A 16,838-nucleotide genomic window follows, 5' to 3' on the forward strand; every position below is an offset into this window, starting at 1 on the left:
AATTCACTTGTCAAAATTTCGCAAAGAAATTTTTAAATTTGATTTTATTTTTGTGGGGTCAAATTTGCTCACGGGTTCGCCGATACAGCCAAAATTTTCCCCTGTATATAAAAAATTTTGCAAAAAATATGTCCCTTTATAACCTTCGTTTTCTAAAATTTTTGCCATTTTTTCTATCAATTTTTCATCAATAAAATCACTATGGACGGTTGTTCTCACTTCAAAATCAAAATTTATACTTACTAAATAACGCAATGATTGTAAAAAATTAGAATACAAATTTGAATTTGTAATAAATTCAAAGTGTTTTTCATCGCCTTTAAAATCAAGTGCGATAAAATCTATCAAATTCTCTTCTATTGCCTTTTTTAAGATATTTGGATTTGAGCCGTTTGTGTCAATTTTAAGTTTAAATCCAAGCCTTTTAACTTCCCTTGCCAAATAAAAAAAATCGACATTTTGTGTGCATTCGCCACCGCTAAAAACAACGCCATCAAGCTTATCTATGCGAGATTTCAAAAACTCACTCAGCTCGTCATAGCCGACATTTCCTTCGCTTACGACTAGCTGGGTATTGTAACAATAAATGCAACGCATATTGCAACCCACAAACCAAACGATACAAGCAGTCAGTTCGCCAAAATCTAGCATCGTAAATGGCGTTATTTCATAAATTTGACTTTTATGCACTTTGTTTTTTTACCTTTTTTTCCACGAAAAATACTCGCTCTTTGTGTTCGCCTTTTTTGCCAAGATTAAAGCTCTCAACAGGTCTAAAATAGCCCATAACCCTAGTATAAACTACGCATTTTGTGCGTTTTGCTTCAAGTTCTTTTGGAAATTCCATTTTATGCCCCTTTATTTTTTTGATATTCTTGCAAAATTTCTTCATCGCATTTCGGACAAAACTCATGCTCACCTGCGATATAGCCGTGTTTATGGCAAACGCTAAAAATCGGTGTTATTGTTATGTAAGGAAGCTTGTAATTACTAACAATTTTTCTAATTAAATTTTTACACGCTTCGCCAGAACTAATGCGCTCTTTCATATACAAATGAAAAACTGTTCCGCCTGTGTAGCTAGATTGCAAGTCATCTTGCAAATCCAAAGCTTCAAACGGATCATCTCCGAAATATGACGGAAGTTGTGTTGAATTTGTGTAGTAAATATTTTTATCCGACCCTGCTTGTAATATATTTTCATAGCGTTTTTTATCTTCTTTTGCAAAACGATAAGTTGTGCCTTCTGCCGGAGTTGCTTCGAGATTATATAAATTTCCTGTTTGCTCTTGGAAAAGGCGAATTTTTTCACGCAAATGCTCGATAATTTCACTAGCAAATTCTCGCCCGAACCTAGTCGTAATGTTTTCTTTATCATCAGTAAAATTTCGTATCATTTCGTTTGCGCCGTTAATGCCAATAGTGCTAAAATGGTTATTAAAGCCGTTTAAATAGCGTTTTGTGTATGGATAAAGCCCACGCTCAAACATTTCATTTACAAATTTGCGTTTTTTCTCCAAGGTTGATTTTGCAAGTTCTAATAGCTCATCAAGTCTAGCAAAAAGCCCTGCTTTATCATCTTTATACAAATATCCAAGACGGGCTAAATTTATGGTTACTACGCCGATACTTCCTGTCATTTCCGCACTACCAAAAAGACCACCACCCCGTTTTAAAAGCTCTCTTAAATCAAGCTGTAACCTACAACACATAGAGCGAACTGCCCCTGGCTTATAGGCTTTTGGGTTCGGCACTTTTTCGCCATTTTCATTTGTGATATATTGGCTTCCGATAAAATTTTGAAAGTAGCTAGAACCGATTTTTGCGGTATTTTCAAAAATCGCTTCTGCTGCCTTGCTCTCCCAGTCAAAACTCTCGGTTAAATTCACAGTCGGTATCGGGAAAGTAAAAGGCTGACCGCATTTATCGCCCTGCGTTAGCACCTCATAAAACGCAACCACAATCCGACCCATTTCAGGCTCAAAATCGCCGTAAGTAAGCTCTTCTAGCGAATTTTTGCCCCGTTTTTTAGCTTCCTTTAAAAGCTCGTCATCGCAAATTCCGCGAAATAAATGAATATCGTTGCTAGTTGGAATTTGCTCTTTTAAATCATCAGGGCAAGTAAGATCAATCGTAACATTTGTAAATGGACTTTGACCCCAACGGGCTGGCACATTTAGATTAAAAACGAAGCTAGTTATGGCTTTTTTAATCTCATCATCGCTAAGTTTATCTCTAAAAACATAAGGTGCGAGGTATGTATCAAAACTCGAAAATGCCTGAGCTCCCGCCCATTCGCTTTGCAAAATTCCTAAAAAATTTGCCATTTGATAAAGTGCTTCACGAAAGTGCTTTGGGGCTTTACTTTCAACGCGTCCCCTAACGCCGTTAAAGCCTTCGTTTAATAAAACTCGCAAACTCCAACCAGCACAATAAGCGCTCAAACAATCTAAATCATGTATATGGTAATCCCCGTTTCTATGCGCCGCGCCTTCTTCTTTGTTATAAACTTTATCTAGCCAATAATTTGCAATGACTTTTCCTGCGGTGTTGTTAATAAGCCCTGCATTTGAGTAGCTTGTGTTTGAATTTGCAGATATTCGCCAATCAGATTTGCTTATATATTCATTTATTGTCTGAGTGCAGTTTATGTAGGTCGTATCGTCATTTAAGCCCAAAATTTGCTCTCTTTGCATTTTATGCGTGTGGCGATAGATCATAAAACTTTTCATAACGGCAAAGTATCCGTGCGAATACAGCGACTTTTCAATCAAATCTTGAATCTCTTCGACGCCTAGTTTCTCTTTAAAAACTATACTTTGCAAAACACTTTCAAAAACTCGTTTATCATAAGGCCATGATTCACTTTTAAAAGCCTTTTTAATTGCATCTTCGATTTTGTAAGGTAAAAATTCCTGAGCGCTTCCGTCTCTTTTGATAATTTTTTTCATAAAATTTATTTCCTTTCACGAAGCGAGTATAATGAAAAAAATATTTCACTATACTTAAAATTTGCAACTTTTTTTGATAAAATTATCAATTTTATGACTTTGTTATAACATATTAATAATATCCTAAATTTCGAACTTTACAAGATATTTTTAGAACTTAAATTCAAATCAAAAAATTAGTTTTTTGTATCTAAATATTTTGTAAATTTAAAGCATAAATTCATTTAAATAAATTTAATATAATTTCGTAATTTTTTTAATAGGAAAGCCTGTGAATTTGCGAATTTTCGTTTTGATTTTTACGGCATTTTTGTTTAGCGGGTGTGCTGTTTTTACAGGGCATGGCGATAAAATAGCTAAATTTGATTACGAAATTTCACGCGGAATTTGCGATATAAAAGACTACGCAAAAATGGTTGCAAAAAACGACGATAAGATTTTTGCCGCAAATAGCGCAGGTTCGATTGCTAGAAACTGCAAAAACTACGAAAAAAGCAACTATTTTTTTGACATCGCAGAAGGAAATTATAAAACCGCAGTCGATGAGCGAAATTTATTTGTAAAAGGGCTAAATGAGATAGTTTCGTCCTTTACAAACGACAACATTTTAGATTATAACGGCAAATTTTACGAGCGAATTATGACAAATTTATACAAAGCCTTAAATTTTATGAATTTGGGCGAATTTGACAATGCAAGGGTCGAATTTAACCGCATTTTAGAACGCCAAGAAATCGCCAAACGCCATTTTATGGACGATATTTTAGCAGCAGCAAAAACGCAACCAAATTACGCCGATGAAACGGGGCGCTATCTTTATAATGCAAATTCAAAAAATATCAACGAATTTTTAAATTTTTACGAAAATTCATACTCAAATTTAAAGGCTAGTAGTAACTTTGTAAATCCCTTTGCATCGTATTTAGCAGGAATTTTCTTTTTGTGCGACGGAAGTTATTCAAAGGGAGCTGATTTGCTAAAAGAAGTTTCGCTTATAATGCCAAAAAATGGGCAAATCAAAAAAGATTTAGCTTATGCAAATTCACTCGCAAATTCGCTAAATGCAAGAAATTCAAAAAAACGAGTTTGGGTTATTTATGAAAACGGGCGAGGTGCAGGTTTAAAAGAGAGCGGTTTTTCATTTCCGTTTATAATCGATAGAGCGTTTATGTCGCTAAATGTAGCTTTGCCGGTGCTAAAAAAACGAAATACTTCGTATGAATTTTTGCAGATAAATGGTGCAAAAACCACGCAAATAACCGATATGAACGAGATCATCGCGGCTGAATTTAAAGCCACGGCAAATCTTAGGGCTAATCGACAAATTTTTCTAGGAATTTCAAAAATCATTTTAGAATATCAGCTTTCACAGCACAAAGACGGAGTGGCATTTGGGGCGATTTATGCTATGTTTAATATGCTAAGTAATCGTGCAGATATTCGCTATTGGAGCTATTTACCTGCGAATTTCCAAAGTGCGAGTTTTGAAAACAAAAACGGATTAAATTTGCAAATTTCAGGCGATAACGGCGAAAAAATCACAAATTCGCAAATTCCGCCAAACAAAAATGCAATAATTTATATAAAATCATTACAACGAAATTTAAACTATATTGATACAATCATATTTTAAGGAGTTAGTATGAAAAAGTTTTTAATCTTTTTACTTAGCGTTTTCTTGCTAAGCGGTTGTGTAAAAAAGGTAAAAGATCCAAATTTCACGGTCGAAGATAGCGGAATTTACGATACTTTGGAGTTTGTAGATATGGTTAAGCGCACCAAAGAAGACGGATTTTTAGAAATTCAAGCCGTCTTTAAAAACTATACAAATTCAAACGAAACGGTCGCTTACAAGGTTGATTGGTATGATAATGACGGCTTTTTAATTGATACGATTATGTCAAAATGGAAAGTCGTCGAAGTCGAAGCCAAGCGAAATTTTGTTTTAAAGGCAGTTGCGCCGTCGATTAAAGCGGTGGATTATAAAATTCGTATGCAGTTTCCTAGCGACGATGACGAATTTAGAAATAATCCTGCACAATATGAATATCAAGGGAAATAAGGAGCTATGATGAAGAATTTAAAATTTTTGCTAATTTGTGCTTTGGCTGTGGGAATTTTCACAGGTTGCGCCGATAAAACCGAATATATGAGTAATGGCAAACCAAGCGGCGGAAACGAATATATGACGCTAGGACTTGATCGTGCTGATTTTGAAAAAGCAGCAAGCGATGCGGTCGAAAACCTGCTATCAAGCGGAGTTTTAAACAAAAAAGGCGGCGGCAGGTATGTCGTGGCTATTGGTCGGGTTATAAATGACACAACCCAACGCATAGATACAGATTTGCTGACTAAAAAAATTCGCATTGCAATGCTAAATTCAGGCAAAGCCGTCATCACAAGTGCTATTAGCGGAGATGGAAACAACGAAGAAGGGCTAATCGGCGACATTAGAGATATGAGAGAGAGCGACGAAGTAAATCAAAAAACGCTTCCGCCAAAAGGCTCGATTTATGCACCAAATTTCGCTCTTAGCGGAAAAATAATCCAACGCACTTCGCTAACGGCATCTAAAAAAGCCTTAGTAGCGTATTATTTTCAGCTAACTTTGACCGATTTAGAAACAGGACTAGCGTTTTGGGAAGATGAAAGCGTCATCGAAAAAATCGGCTCAGCAAAAAGCGTAACTTGGTAAAAGGATAAAAAATGAAAAAACTAGCTTTGATTTTTTGCGTTTGTGGTTTGGTTTTTGGGGCTGGTAGTGCGCTAAATTCATCAAATTCGCAAAGCAGTTCTGCTGTGCCAAAAATCACAAGTATCGATTTGGGCGGAAATTTAAGTAAAGATAGTGGTTGCGAGGCAGATTTGCCAAATGATGTTTTTAGCGGTGGAGTTAAAATTTGTGCCGTCGATGAAAATGAAACAGACACAAATGCCACAAGCGAAGGTAATTTCACGGCAAATTTAGAAAATAATGCAACCGAAGTTTCGCAAAATACAAACGAAAGTGAAATTTTGCACAAAAGTAACTCAGGCGTAATACAAGGCAAAAACGGTGGCGTAAAACTACCTTTTGATTAAAATTACAAATTCGCCGAGTTTATAAAATTCGGCGAATTTAATTAAATTTAGAATAAAAAATCTAAAAAACGCTAAATTTTATACAAAATTTACAAAATTCAACTATAATTTAACGAATTTTTTAATAAGGAAAAAATATGAAAAAAACAATTTTAACTTCGGCACTAGCCGTAGCTACTCTAACTAGCCTAAATGCAGCAACTGATGAGCAAATTTTATCAGTTTTTGGTGGTGCGCCAAAAGAGTTAAATTTTAAAGTCGCTGAAAGATTGCCTATTAAAGGACTTGACGGCTTTGAGGCTGTTGTAGTGGAGGTTTTACAAGACGGAAATGTAAGGCAAGAAGAAATTTTAATCTCAAAAGACGATTTGATTTTCCCAGAAGTTTTTAATATAAAAGATAAAATTCGCTATATCGATGAAATCAAAAAACAAAGAACTGCGGTAAAACTTTCTAAGGTTTATAATGAAGAAAAAGCTGAAAATATCATAAAACTAGGCAATGACAAAAACAAACCTACAATGATAATCTTTACAGACGCAGAATGCCCATACTGCCGTCAAGAAATGAATCAAATCGAAGAAAGACTTAAAGCTTGGAATTTAGAAATCATTATGACTTCGGTTCATGGAAATAGCGGACACTCGAAAAGCTATATGATTTACAAGGATATTAAAACAGCTAAAACCGATGCCGATAAAATCAAAGTTTTACGCAAATACTACGACAAAGAGCTTCCTTCACAAGAAAAAGAAGCAGGTGAAGCAAATGTCGCTAAAATGCAAGCTTTGGCTGCAAAATACCACGCAGCAGGTGTAAATAGCGTTCCTTATACATTTGAAAAAGACAAAATCATAAAATAATTTATCAAAATTTGTGCGAGTTTTGCTCTCGCACAACTCTTTTTTTTATTATATTTTAAATCTTATTTCCAAATTCTTTCCAAAAATGTTACAAATTTTCACATTTAATTAAAAAAATTCACTATTTTTCTTGTCCATTTAAGTTTCGTTTAGGGGGGGGGGGGGGTATAATAATACCAATTTTACTATGTTTGCCTGCAAATTTAGTAAAAAATTAATTTTAAAGGATTTTTATGAAATTGGCTAAACTCATATTAGCAAGTTCGTTAGTAGCAAGTTGCGCTTTTGCAGAAGGTGCTTTTATCGGTGTAGGCGGCGGATATAACTTTAATGCTGAATTCCAAACAGAAGACGACCTATCGATAGACGGAAATCAAGGCGTTTTTAGCGTTAAGGGCGGTTATGATTTTGGTAGTTATAGAAGTTATGCACAATACAACTACAATTCAAAATATTCAGAAGAAGTTTCCGTTACACAAGGCGGACAAACTACTCTACTAGGAAAAGCTGAATTTTCAGGACACGAATTTGTAGTAGGTGTGGATTTTACTCCTGCATTAAGCGAAAATTTTAAACTATCAGTTGGTCCTTATGCCGGTCTTTCTTTATTAAAAGCGACAGCTGCTGATCAAACAGGTAGCGAAAGTCAAACTCAAAAAGGTTTCATCGTAGGCGGTAAGGCTGGTGTTATTTTTGATTTTGGCGCAGGCGAGATTGAAGCTGGCGTAAAAGCCGATAAAGCTTGGCATAGCGGTCAAGACGGCTGGGTTGATATAGATAAAACCACTCTTGGTGCCTATGCGGGATACAATTTTAAATTCTAATTAGAACTTCTTTAATAATCCAAATTCGGCGAATTTAAATTTGCCGAATTTATTATTTTTTTGCATAAATTTTGATTTTGATAAAAACTAGAAATTTGATAAATTCAAAGTAAAATTACCAAATTTTAACCATAAAAAAAGCCCGAGTTTTGGCTCGGGCTTAGCAAATTTATTAGAAATTAAGAATAAAAATTTAACGAGAATTCGGTAAATTCTGTTATAGATAGCCTTGATCTATCATCGCATCGGCTACTTTTCTAAAACCTGCAATGTTCGATCCTAAAACCAAGTTTCCTTCTTGACCAAATTCTTTTGATGTTTCATAGCTAACTTTGAAAATATGTCGCATAATGTCGTGAAGCCTAGAATCAACCTCTTCAAAACTCCAACTTGTCATACTTGCATTTTGCGCCATTTCTAAGCCACTTGTTGCCACGCCGCCTGCGTTTGCTGCTTTTGCAGGACCAAAAAGAAAATCTTTTTTGCTAAGCATAAAATCAATCGCTTCAAGTGTGCTTGGCATATTTGCACCTTCGCAAACCATGCGGCAGCCGTTATTATAAAGTGTTTTTATATCTTCTAAATTTAGCTCGTTTTGAGTTGCACTTGGGAAAGCTGCGTCGCATTTTACACCCCAAACGCCGTTTCTTCCTGTCGGATAGCTACCAACTGGTGTAAAAATTGCTTTTGGATGAGTTTTTACATACTCGGCAAGCCCTACTCTCATCTCTTCTTTTAATTTTTTTAGAAGTGCCAAATCAATGCCGTTTTCATCATAAATAAAGCCTGTCGAATCGCTAACAGTCACCGGTTTTGCTTCCATTTCATAAAGTTTTGCAACGGTATAAATAGCAACATTTCCGGCACCACTAACGGCACAAATTTTGCCACGCAAACTATCTCCGTTTTTAGTTAGCATTTCATTTGCGAAATAAACCGAGCCATAGCCTGTCGCTTCTGTTCTAGCTAAACTTCCGCCCCAGCTTAGACCTTTTCCTGTTAAAGAACCGTCAAATCTGCGTGTGATTTTTTTGTATTGACCAAACATATAGCCGATCTCTCGTCCCCCAACACCAATATCACCGGCAGGAACATCGGTAACATCGCTAATAAGCCTTTGAAGCTCAATCATAAATGATTGACAAAATCTCATAATCTCGTTATCGCTTTTGCCTTTTGGATCGAAATTTGCCCCGCCTTTTCCGCCGCCGATATTAAGACCTGTTAGTGAATTTTTGAAAATTTGCTCAAATCCTAAAAATTTCAAAACGCCCAAATTTACGGTCGGGTGAAATCTAATACCACCTTTGTATGGTCCGATTGCAGAGTTAAATTCGACCCTATAACCCGTATGAACGCAAGGTTCGTTTTTATCATTTGTATAAACAACGCGAAACATCAAAGTTCTCTCAGGCACTAGAATTCTCTCTAAAATCTTATGTTTAATGTATTTGTCTTCTCGTTTAATTAACGGTTCTAGGCTATATAATACTTCGGTGGCTGCTTGGATAAAAACTTCTTGACCCGGATTTTTTCTCTTAATATCTTCTAAGATATTACTGACATAGTTTTTCATTTAACTCCCTTTCGTTTAGGATTAAAATTGTAAGTTCTTGCTCTTTTTATAAAGATCTTAAACGCCTTTTCTTCTTTTGCGCCGATTTTATAGCTAATAAAATTTAGATACTCTAATATATCTTTTGGCGCAATCTGCCGTGTCTTGGCGTAATCTTGCAAAATGTAGTATGGAATTTTAATCTTACGGCTTAAAAATTTTTTTACCAAAACTTTATATAGGTCGCCGTTTTTTATGTAACAAAATCTACCGAAAGTAAAGGGCAAATTTGTCTTTTTTTTCCAAACTTCGCCAAGATCGTGAAAATTCTCACTTCCTTCGCTAAGATTTGCTCTAAGTGCATTATCTCCGATAATGACTTCGCCCCAAAGCCCTAAAATTCGGCAAAGCATATTTGAACTCATCGAAGCGCTATCTAGTTTGGAAGCAGAATTTTTCCTAACCAAAACGCTTTTAACGCTTTTTTTCGCGACTATACCTAAATTTAGTTTCTTGTATTTTGCTCGTCTGCTTTCTATGCTAGAAATCACAGCTGCATCGATTTTGCGGTTGTAGAGTTTTTTGCAAAGTTCGCTTGGAACGCCTTTTTTAAACTCGATTGCCTTTTTTGCGTAATTTTGAAGCGGATAACCTTTTAAAAACACATGAAAGGGCAATAAATTTAGATAATCTATCTTTCCAAAAAGCATTATTTTCCTTTTGAAGTTCGTATTCTATTACTTATAACCTTAAAATTTAATAAAAAAATGACTTTTATTTTATTTTAAGTTTTATAAATTTATGTATAAAATTACTATATACAGTAATTTTATAATAAAAAATTGCTGAATTTAAGTCTAAATTTATAAAATTTTGTCTTATTTTTTGATAAATTTCATTAAATTTTAATAAAAATAAATTTTATATTTTTTTAAGATTTAAAATTTCGTGCCTTAAAAGTCTATTTTAAGGCACTTTTAAAATTAAAAATAGCTTAAAATTAATCTACAAGATCAATCGTAATTGATTTATATTTATCAAATTCGACAACGCCGTATGTGTTTTTAAAATGGATATTTGCTCCGTCGGCTGATTCCATATAAACACCGCTACCTGATGGTTTGCGAACCATAGAATATGATTTTTTATTTTTATTTGTTGTCATTGTTGCTGTTTCGAAATCGTCATTTGAAACCAACTTGACTTTTAAGCCGTCTTCACCTTCAAAATTTAAAACTTCTTCATTGATTAAATCAATATTAGTTTCTTTATATTTTCCAAATTTAACTATGCCTTGTGAGCCTTTAAAATGGATATTTGCTCCATCTTTTGATTCCATATAGACACCGCTACCTGATGGTTTGCGAACCATAGAATACGCTTGTTTGCTTTTATTCGTAGTCATAGTAGCTGTTTCAAAATCATCATTTGAAACTAATTTAACCGTTAAGCCTTTCTTGCCTGTGAAATTTAAAACTTCTTCTTTGTTTTTTTCGACACTAGAACTAGTTCCTAGACCTAAATTTGCAAGTTCTGCACAACCGCTAAGCAAAAATGCGCCTAAAAACGCACAACATAACATTTTTTTCATGTCTTCTCCTTAAAAAAGATTTTATTAATTTATTGTATTAAAAACTCTATCTCCTGCATCCCCAAGTCCGGGAACAATGTATCCGTTTTCATTTAATTTTTCATCGATTGCAGCCGTATAAACAGGAACATCTGGGTAAATTTCGCTAAATTTTTTTAGCCCCTCGGGTGCCGCTATAATCGAAATAAATTTGATATTTTTAACCCCTTTTTCTTTTAAAAATTTAACCGCATCGATCGCCGTTCCGCCTGTGGCAAACATAGGATCGATGATAATCGCAGTGCGATTTTTGTAATCTTTTGGCAATTTTGCGTAAAAAAACTCTGCTTGAAGAGTTTTTTCGTTGCGTTGAAAGCCCAAAAATCCGACACTCGCATCAGGAATTAGCTTGAAAATAGCATCAAGCATACCAAGAGCAGCTCGTAAAATCGGACAAATCATAATCTTTTCATCAAGCTTTTTTGCATTCATTTTTGCAACGGGCGTCGTGATTTCTACACTTTTAAGCTTTAAGTCATTACTGGCTTCAAATAGCATTAAATAGCTAATTTCATCGATTAGCATACGAAATTGAAACGGATCGGTTTTTTTATCCCGCAAAATAGATAATTTATGCTCTATAAGCGGGTGCGAGATGAGTTTTACATTTTTCATTGTATTCCTTTCCTATGCTCATTTATCAAATTTTCTCTGAGTTCATAAAGTTTTTTAGAGAGATCGACTTTGTAAGTTTGTGGGTGAATATTTCTTAAAAATTCGTCCCAAATGCTCTCTTTTTCGGACTTTGCAAATTTAGCGATTTCATTAACACTATAAATTTTTCCTACAAATTCGCCGTTTATAAACAGCGGTTCAAGCAGTTTTTTAGCGTAAAAATTTGAAATTCGTTTTCGTTTATAAGTATAAAGTGGGTGAAAAATTTCAAGCTCCCTACTCTCGTCGATAATCTCATCATCAAGCGTGATAAGATCGGCAAGTGCTTTATTTGTCGCTTTATCATAAAGTCTAAAAACTTGCTTATAAGCAGGATTATTTATTTTGCGTGGATCGTTTGAAATTTTAATTTTTGGAATTTCTTTACCATTTTTGATAATCGCACTTAGTTTATAAACACCACCAAGACTAGGGCAATCGCTAGAAGTTATGAGCTTTGTGCCAATCCCCCAGCTATCGACTTTTGCACCAAGAAGTCTTAATTGATCGATTTTATATTCGTCTAAATCGCTTGAAGCCGTGATTTTAGCGTCAGTAAAACCAGCGTTATCTAGCATTTTTCGTGCTTGTTTAGTAAGATACTCAATATCGCCCGAATCAATGCGAATTCCAAGCGGTTTGTAGCCATTTGCTGCTAACTCTTTGAAAACCTTTATCGCATTTGGGATACCGCTAGCAAGGGTATCGTAAGTATCGACAAGCAAAAGAGTGTTATTTGGGTAAATTTTTGCATACGCGCGAAAGGCATCAAGTTCGCTATCAAAGCTTTGAATCCACGAGTGAGAGTGCGTTCCAAGCGCCGTGATACCAAATTTTTTAGCCGCTACTACATTTGAAGTTCCCACGCAACCGCCCACCACAGCAGCCTTTGCGCCGTAAATTCCGGCACTTTTATCTTGCGCTCTTCTTAAACCAAATTCCATTATCGGCGCGTCCCCTGCACTTCGCACCATGCGTGAGCTTTTTGTAGCGATTAAGGTTTGAAAATTTATGGTATTTAAAATGGCAGCTTCCATGAGCTGGGCTTCCATGATATTTGCTTTTACTCTTATTAACGGCTCGTGTGCAAAAACAACGCTTCCTTCACGCATAGCGTAAATTTCGCCGTTAAATTTGAAATCTTTTAGATAAGCCAAAAATCTTTCGTCAAAAATTTTCAAACTTCTTAAATATGAGATTTCTTCATCGCTAAATTTTAAATTCTTAACATATTCGACTACTTCATTTATACCACAAAGTATCGCATAGCCACCACCACACGGAGCTTTTCTAAAAAAAACATCAAAAACAGCAACTTCATCTTTTTTCTCAAAAAAATAGCCCTGCATCATAGTAAGCTGATAAAAATCGGTAAGTAAAGCAAAATTTTGCATAACGCCTCGTTTATAAAAAAGTCCGTTAATTATAGTTAAATTTGTTTAATAAAATACTAAATTTTAGGAGTTTTTCCGAATTTACCATAGCAAATTCGGAAAAAAATATACATTTATTTTAAAAGCGTTTTTAAACTCTCTTTATAGGCTTTTTTATCAAAATTTTTCACTAATGCCACGCCGTCATCTACCGCAGCTTGCGCAACAGCAGGAGCTACTTCTGTAAGCACTCTTGGATCAAAAGGTTTTGGTATGATGTAGTCTTTGCCAAATTTCAGCTCACTCACGCCATAGGCCCTTAAAACCTCATCGGGAACTTCTTTCATAGCTAGTTCTGCTAAGGCATTTGCTGCTGCGACCTTCATATTTTCGGTGATTTTAGTCGCTTTTACATCAAGTGCGCCACGGAAAATAAAAGGAAAGCCAAGGACATTATTTACTTGATTTGGAAAATCTGTTCTGCCTGTTCCCATAATAACATCGTCTCTTACGGCTTTTACTTCATCAGGATAAATTTCAGGCACAGGATTTGCTAATGCAAAAATTATAGGATTGTTTGGAGCCATTGTTTTTACCATTTCGCCTGTTAAAACGCCAGGTTTTGAAAGACCCAAAAACATATTTGCGCCTTTCATCGCATCGGCAAGGGTTCTATCTTGCGTATCGATAGCAAATTCCTCTTTTTCAGGTGTTAAATTTGGTCTTCCTTTGTAAATCACGCCCTTGCTATCAAGCATTACGATATTTTTGACGCCTAGATTTCTATACATTTTCGCGCACGCTATCCCAGCAGCACCTGCACCACTTACTACGATTTTAAGGTTTTCTGGTTTGTCGCCTGTGATTTTTAGAACATTTATTAGACCTGCTGTTGTGATGATAGCCGTGCCGTGTTGGTCATCGTGCATTACAGGGATATTTACGCTTTCTTGGAGTTTTTTCTCGATATAAAAGCATTTTGGTGCACCGATGTCTTCAAGGTTTATACCACCAAAAGTAGGCGCTAATGCTTTGCAAATTTCGACGATTTTATCAGGATCTTTTTCATCAAGCTCAATATCAAACGCATCAACGCCTGCAAATTTTTTAAACAAAACTGACTTACCTTCCATTACCGGTTTTCCAGCTACCGCACCGATGTCGCCAAGCCCAAGCACTGCCGTTCCGTCTGTGATAACTGCTACAAGATTGCCTTTATTTGTGTATTTATAGGCTAGTTCGTTGTCTTTTTCTATCTCTTTGCAAGGCTCAGCCACGCCCGGAGTATATGCTAAACCCAAATCTTCCGCGCTAACGCAAGGTTTTGTTACTCTAATCTCAATTTTACCGTTTTCATGGTATTTCAAAGCTTTTTCTTTCAAATCCATTTTATGCTCCTTAAAATTAAATTAAAAACTAATTTTGGAATTATACACCATTTAAGATAAGGTAAAAATAAAATTCTTCTGAATTTATAGCATTTAAGTAGGAATTTAAAAAAATTTTATAAATTTAAGCCGAATTTTAAAAATATATTTCAAAATTCGGCAAATTTAAATTTATTGTTTTGCGTAGGCTAAAAGTTTTGAAATTCGCTCTTTTACGCACTCGCTTCCTAAAATTTCAATAACTTCAAAAATGCTTGGACTTACGCTTGTGCCAGTAACCGCAACTCGCACAGCTTGGGCAAGATCTTTTAGTTTTGCACCCTTACTTTCTAAAAAGCTCATCGTGGCTTCTTCGTAGTCTTTTGCCGTCAAATTTGGTTTTAAAATTTCGCTAAATTCAGCCAAAATTTGCAGTGAATTTTCATTTATAAATTTATTATACGCCTTTTCGTCGTAGCTTTGCGGCTCGTTTAAAAGCGAATTTATAGAATCTCTCATTTCAACTAGCGTTTTGCTTCGTTCTCTATATTGACCAATTAAAAGTTCCTTTTTAGGGTGATTTCGCAAATTTAATCCAAGTTCGCTAAGCTCATCAAAAATGCGCTCGGAATTTGCCGTTTTGATATAATGAGCATTTAGCCACTCCAATTTTGTTTGATTAAATGTGCTTGAAGATTTGCTTAGATGATTTGGATCAAAAAGCCTTTTCATATCATTTATGCTAAAAATTTCATCGTCCCCATGACTCCAACCAAGTCGCACCAAAAAATTTAACAACGCTTCGCTTAGATAGCCCATGCGTTTGTATTCCATAACATCGGTTGCGCCGTGCCTTTTTGATAGCTTTGCGCCGTCGCTTCCGTTTATCATCGCAACATGATAAAATTTTGGAATTTTAAAGCCCAAAGCTTCATATAAAATAATCTGCTTTGGCGTATTTGAAAGATGATCGTCCCCACGAATAATATCCGTTACGCCCATAAGCGCATCATCAATCACAACAGTAAAGTTATAAGTCGGCGTCCCGTCGCTTCTAGCGATAATAAAATCATCTAGTATATCATTTGCGTTAAAGCTAACTTTTCCTTTTACGCCGTCTTCAAATTCGATAACACCGCTAGTCGGGGCTTTTATGCGAACAACAGGCTCGATTCCGCTTGGCGGTGTTCCTGTAAAATCTCTGTAACGCCCGTCATATTTTGGGCGTTCTTTTCTAGCTTCTTGTTCGGCTCTTAAAGCGTCAAGCTCTTCTTTACTCATATAACACTTATATGCTTTTCCGCTTTCAAGCAGTTTTGCAACATATTCTTTGTATAAATCAAATCTTGAACTTTGATAAACAATCTCGCCGTCGTATTCTAACCCGCACCAGTTAAATGCCTGAACTATGGCTTCTGCGGCCTCTTTTGAGTTTCGTTTTAAGTCGGTATCTTCAATGCGAAGTAAAAATTTACCCCCATTTGCTCTTGCGTATAAATAGTTATAAAGCGCAGTTCTTAGCCCACCGATATGCAAATAGCCTGTCGGGCTTGGCGCAAAACGAGTTACAATCATAGAATTTCCTTAAATTTACTAAATAATGTTATAATTCAAGCTTTAATTATAAGTAAAAAAATATAAATAAAGGTTGAAAATGACAAAAAAATTTTTATTAATTTTAGCGTTTGCTTTTGTAAGCGCAAATGCAGATGTCGTAAATAGCGTTATCGCCGTTGTCGAAAACGAGCCGATTACAAATTATGAACTAGCACAAGTTAAAAAAGAACGAAGAGTAAGCGATGCTGAGGCATTAGAAATTTTGATAAATTCAAAAGTAAAAACAGCTGAAATCAAAAAACGCGGTATCATGGTAAATTCGTATGAAATAGACCAACGAATCGCAGCGATTGCGGCACAAAATAATATGAGCGTGGAAGCATTACACGCAGCCGCCGCAAAAGACGGCATAAGCAAAGCCAAATTTAGAGAAGATGTAAAAAAATCTTTGCAAGAAGAGAAGCTTTACGGCGCATTTGAAAATGAAATTCGAAAAAGCGTAACACCTGAAAATGTTAGACAATTTTACAATCAAAATTTATCGCTATTTACGACATTTGATAGCGTTACGCTTACAAGATTTATCGCAAAAAGTGCCGATAGATTAAATGCCGTGCTAAAAAATCCAAACGCTAGACCAAGCGGCGTTCATATCCAAAAAGGAACGCTTAAAAATTCACAAATGGACGAAGGTTTGCGCTATATCATCACAAATGTCGCTCAGGGCGAGTTTTCGCCGGTGATTCCTACTGCAAATGGATATGAAACATTTTATGTAAATTCGAAATCCGGCGTGCAAACTGCTGACTTTGAAAGTGTGCAAGAAAAAGCAATCGAAGCCTATGTGCTTTCAAAACGCCAACAAATGCTAAAAGAATTCAACGAACGACTTCGCTCAAATGCAAATGTTCGCATTGTAAATCGATAAATTTCGCTTTTAAATTTACTCAAATTTGCCGAAAAAATTCGGCAAATTTATCTTT

17 protein-coding genes are annotated in these 16,838 nt (G+C 35.5%); 7 read left to right on the forward strand and 10 right to left on the reverse strand.

What is annotated here, in order from left to right:
• Positions 1 to 3 precede the first annotated feature (3 nt).
• Genes PF026_RS06160 through PF026_RS06170 form a run of 3 tightly spaced genes read right to left on the reverse strand, consistent with a single transcriptional unit; the run spans position 4 to position 2,951 of the window.
• Positions 4 to 690, reverse strand: a complete 687-nt coding sequence (locus PF026_RS06160) for an anaerobic ribonucleoside-triphosphate reductase activating protein (RefSeq protein WP_270863635.1) — start codon at positions 688 to 690, stop codon at positions 4 to 6.
• Positions 683 to 847, reverse strand: a complete 165-nt coding sequence (nrdD, locus tag PF026_RS06165; protein ID WP_270860509.1) for an anaerobic ribonucleoside-triphosphate reductase — start codon at positions 845 to 847, stop codon at positions 683 to 685. The genes PF026_RS06160 and nrdD overlap by 8 nt, the downstream gene beginning before the upstream one ends.
• 1 nt (position 848) lies before the next feature.
• On the reverse strand, positions 849 to 2,951 hold the full coding sequence (locus PF026_RS06170; RefSeq protein WP_270863636.1) for a ribonucleoside triphosphate reductase: 2,103 nt from the start codon (positions 2,949 to 2,951) through the stop codon (positions 849 to 851).
• Positions 2,952 to 3,222: 271 nt separating this feature from the next.
• On the opposite strand from PF026_RS06170, the gene PF026_RS06175 reads away from it, so the two are divergent.
• From PF026_RS06175 to PF026_RS06200, 6 genes are all read left to right on the forward strand, one after another.
• Positions 3,223 to 4,584: a COG3014 family protein gene (locus tag PF026_RS06175; protein ID WP_270863637.1), complete on the forward strand. Its 1,362-nt coding sequence runs from the start codon at positions 3,223 to 3,225 to the stop codon at positions 4,582 to 4,584.
• Positions 4,585 to 4,593: 9 nt separating this feature from the next.
• Positions 4,594 to 5,013 (forward strand): DUF1425 domain-containing protein, encoded by a 420-nt coding sequence (locus tag PF026_RS06180; protein WP_270860506.1) that lies wholly within the window; start codon positions 4,594 to 4,596, stop codon positions 5,011 to 5,013.
• A 9-nt stretch (positions 5,014 to 5,022) separates the two neighbouring features.
• Positions 5,023 to 5,646: a penicillin-binding protein activator LpoB gene (gene lpoB / locus PF026_RS06185; protein WP_270860505.1), complete on the forward strand. Its 624-nt coding sequence runs from the start codon at positions 5,023 to 5,025 to the stop codon at positions 5,644 to 5,646.
• Between the two features lie 11 nt (positions 5,647 to 5,657).
• Positions 5,658 to 6,032: a hypothetical protein gene (locus PF026_RS06190; RefSeq protein ID WP_270863638.1), complete on the forward strand. Its 375-nt coding sequence runs from the start codon at positions 5,658 to 5,660 to the stop codon at positions 6,030 to 6,032.
• A gap of 137 nt (positions 6,033 to 6,169) precedes the next feature.
• Positions 6,170 to 6,895 carry a thioredoxin fold domain-containing protein gene (locus PF026_RS06195; protein WP_270870404.1) on the forward strand — a complete coding sequence of 242 codons (726 nt, stop codon included), beginning with the start codon at positions 6,170 to 6,172 and terminating at the stop codon, positions 6,893 to 6,895.
• A gap of 233 nt (positions 6,896 to 7,128) precedes the next feature.
• Positions 7,129 to 7,719: an outer membrane beta-barrel protein gene (locus tag PF026_RS06200; RefSeq protein ID WP_270863639.1), complete on the forward strand. Its 591-nt coding sequence runs from the start codon at positions 7,129 to 7,131 to the stop codon at positions 7,717 to 7,719.
• 217 nt (positions 7,720 to 7,936) lie between these two features.
• On the opposite strand, the gene gdhA is transcribed toward PF026_RS06200, so the two are convergent.
• From gdhA to gltX, 7 genes are all read right to left on the reverse strand, one after another.
• Complete coding sequence (gene gdhA / locus PF026_RS06205; protein WP_270870403.1) at positions 7,937 to 9,295, reverse strand: NADP-specific glutamate dehydrogenase; 1,359 nt, start codon at positions 9,293 to 9,295, stop codon at positions 7,937 to 7,939.
• Positions 9,292 to 9,984: an MqnA/MqnD/SBP family protein gene (locus PF026_RS06210; RefSeq protein WP_270860501.1), complete on the reverse strand. Its 693-nt coding sequence runs from the start codon at positions 9,982 to 9,984 to the stop codon at positions 9,292 to 9,294. Before PF026_RS06210 ends, gdhA begins: the two co-directional genes overlap by 4 nt.
• Positions 9,985 to 10,274: 290 nt before the next feature.
• A complete protein-coding gene (locus tag PF026_RS06215; protein WP_270860500.1) occupies positions 10,275 to 10,865 on the reverse strand; it encodes a hypothetical protein in 591 nt (196 codons plus the stop codon).
• Positions 10,866 to 10,889: 24 nt separating this feature from the next.
• Positions 10,890 to 11,519, reverse strand: a complete 630-nt coding sequence (upp, locus tag PF026_RS06220; RefSeq protein ID WP_270863641.1) for a uracil phosphoribosyltransferase — start codon at positions 11,517 to 11,519, stop codon at positions 10,890 to 10,892.
• Positions 11,516 to 12,952, reverse strand: coding sequence for a nicotinate phosphoribosyltransferase (locus PF026_RS06225; RefSeq protein ID WP_270863642.1), 1,437 nt, complete (start codon positions 12,950 to 12,952; stop codon positions 11,516 to 11,518). Before PF026_RS06225 ends, upp begins: the two co-directional genes overlap by 4 nt.
• Before the next feature lie 113 nt (positions 12,953 to 13,065).
• Entirely contained in the window at positions 13,066 to 14,319 is a 1,254-nt protein-coding gene (locus PF026_RS06230) for a malic enzyme-like NAD(P)-binding protein (protein ID WP_270863643.1), read from the reverse strand.
• 171 nt (positions 14,320 to 14,490) lie between these two features.
• Entirely contained in the window at positions 14,491 to 15,873 is a 1,383-nt protein-coding gene (gltX, locus tag PF026_RS06235) for a glutamate--tRNA ligase (protein WP_270877188.1), read from the reverse strand.
• A gap of 79 nt (positions 15,874 to 15,952) precedes the next feature.
• Here gltX and PF026_RS06240 point away from each other — a divergent pair, with 79 nt between their 5' ends.
• Positions 15,953 to 16,783: a peptidyl-prolyl cis-trans isomerase gene (locus PF026_RS06240; RefSeq protein ID WP_270877189.1), complete on the forward strand. Its 831-nt coding sequence runs from the start codon at positions 15,953 to 15,955 to the stop codon at positions 16,781 to 16,783.
• The last annotated feature ends 55 nt before the right edge of the window (positions 16,784 to 16,838 follow it).

The organism is Campylobacter sp. CS_NA3 (genome assembly GCF_027797495.1).
Taxonomy (GTDB): domain Bacteria; phylum Campylobacterota; class Campylobacteria; order Campylobacterales; family Campylobacteraceae; genus Campylobacter_B.

Excerpts from the sequence above, each read along its gene's own strand:
- PF026_RS06230 (WP_270863643.1), bottom strand. The coding sequence starts at position 14,319 with ATGGATTTGAAAGAAAAAGCTTTGAAATACCATGAAAACGGTAAAATT.
- PF026_RS06240 (WP_270877189.1), top strand. The coding sequence starts at position 15,953 with ATGACAAAAAAATTTTTATTAATTTTAGCGTTTGCTTTTGTAAGCGCA.
- gdhA (WP_270870403.1), bottom strand. The coding sequence starts at position 9,295 with ATGAAAAACTATGTCAGTAATATCTTAGAAGATATTAAGAGAAAAAAT.
- PF026_RS06210 (WP_270860501.1), bottom strand. The coding sequence starts at position 9,984 with ATGCTTTTTGGAAAGATAGATTATCTAAATTTATTGCCCTTTCATGTG.
- upp (WP_270863641.1), bottom strand. The coding sequence starts at position 11,519 with ATGAAAAATGTAAAACTCATCTCGCACCCGCTTATAGAGCATAAATTA.
- PF026_RS06190 (WP_270863638.1), top strand. The coding sequence starts at position 5,658 with ATGAAAAAACTAGCTTTGATTTTTTGCGTTTGTGGTTTGGTTTTTGGG.
- nrdD (WP_270860509.1), bottom strand. The coding sequence starts at position 847 with ATGGAATTTCCAAAAGAACTTGAAGCAAAACGCACAAAATGCGTAGTT.
- PF026_RS06170 (WP_270863636.1), bottom strand. The coding sequence starts at position 2,951 with ATGAAAAAAATTATCAAAAGAGACGGAAGCGCTCAGGAATTTTTACCT.
- PF026_RS06225 (WP_270863642.1), bottom strand. The coding sequence starts at position 12,952 with ATGCAAAATTTTGCTTTACTTACCGATTTTTATCAGCTTACTATGATG.
- PF026_RS06215 (WP_270860500.1), bottom strand. The coding sequence starts at position 10,865 with ATGAAAAAAATGTTATGTTGTGCGTTTTTAGGCGCATTTTTGCTTAGC.
- PF026_RS06180 (WP_270860506.1), top strand. The coding sequence starts at position 4,594 with ATGAAAAAGTTTTTAATCTTTTTACTTAGCGTTTTCTTGCTAAGCGGT.
- lpoB (WP_270860505.1), top strand. The coding sequence starts at position 5,023 with ATGAAGAATTTAAAATTTTTGCTAATTTGTGCTTTGGCTGTGGGAATT.
- gltX (WP_270877188.1), bottom strand. The coding sequence starts at position 15,873 with ATGATTGTAACTCGTTTTGCGCCAAGCCCGACAGGCTATTTGCATATC.
- PF026_RS06195 (WP_270870404.1), top strand. The coding sequence starts at position 6,170 with ATGAAAAAAACAATTTTAACTTCGGCACTAGCCGTAGCTACTCTAACT.
- PF026_RS06200 (WP_270863639.1), top strand. The coding sequence starts at position 7,129 with ATGAAATTGGCTAAACTCATATTAGCAAGTTCGTTAGTAGCAAGTTGC.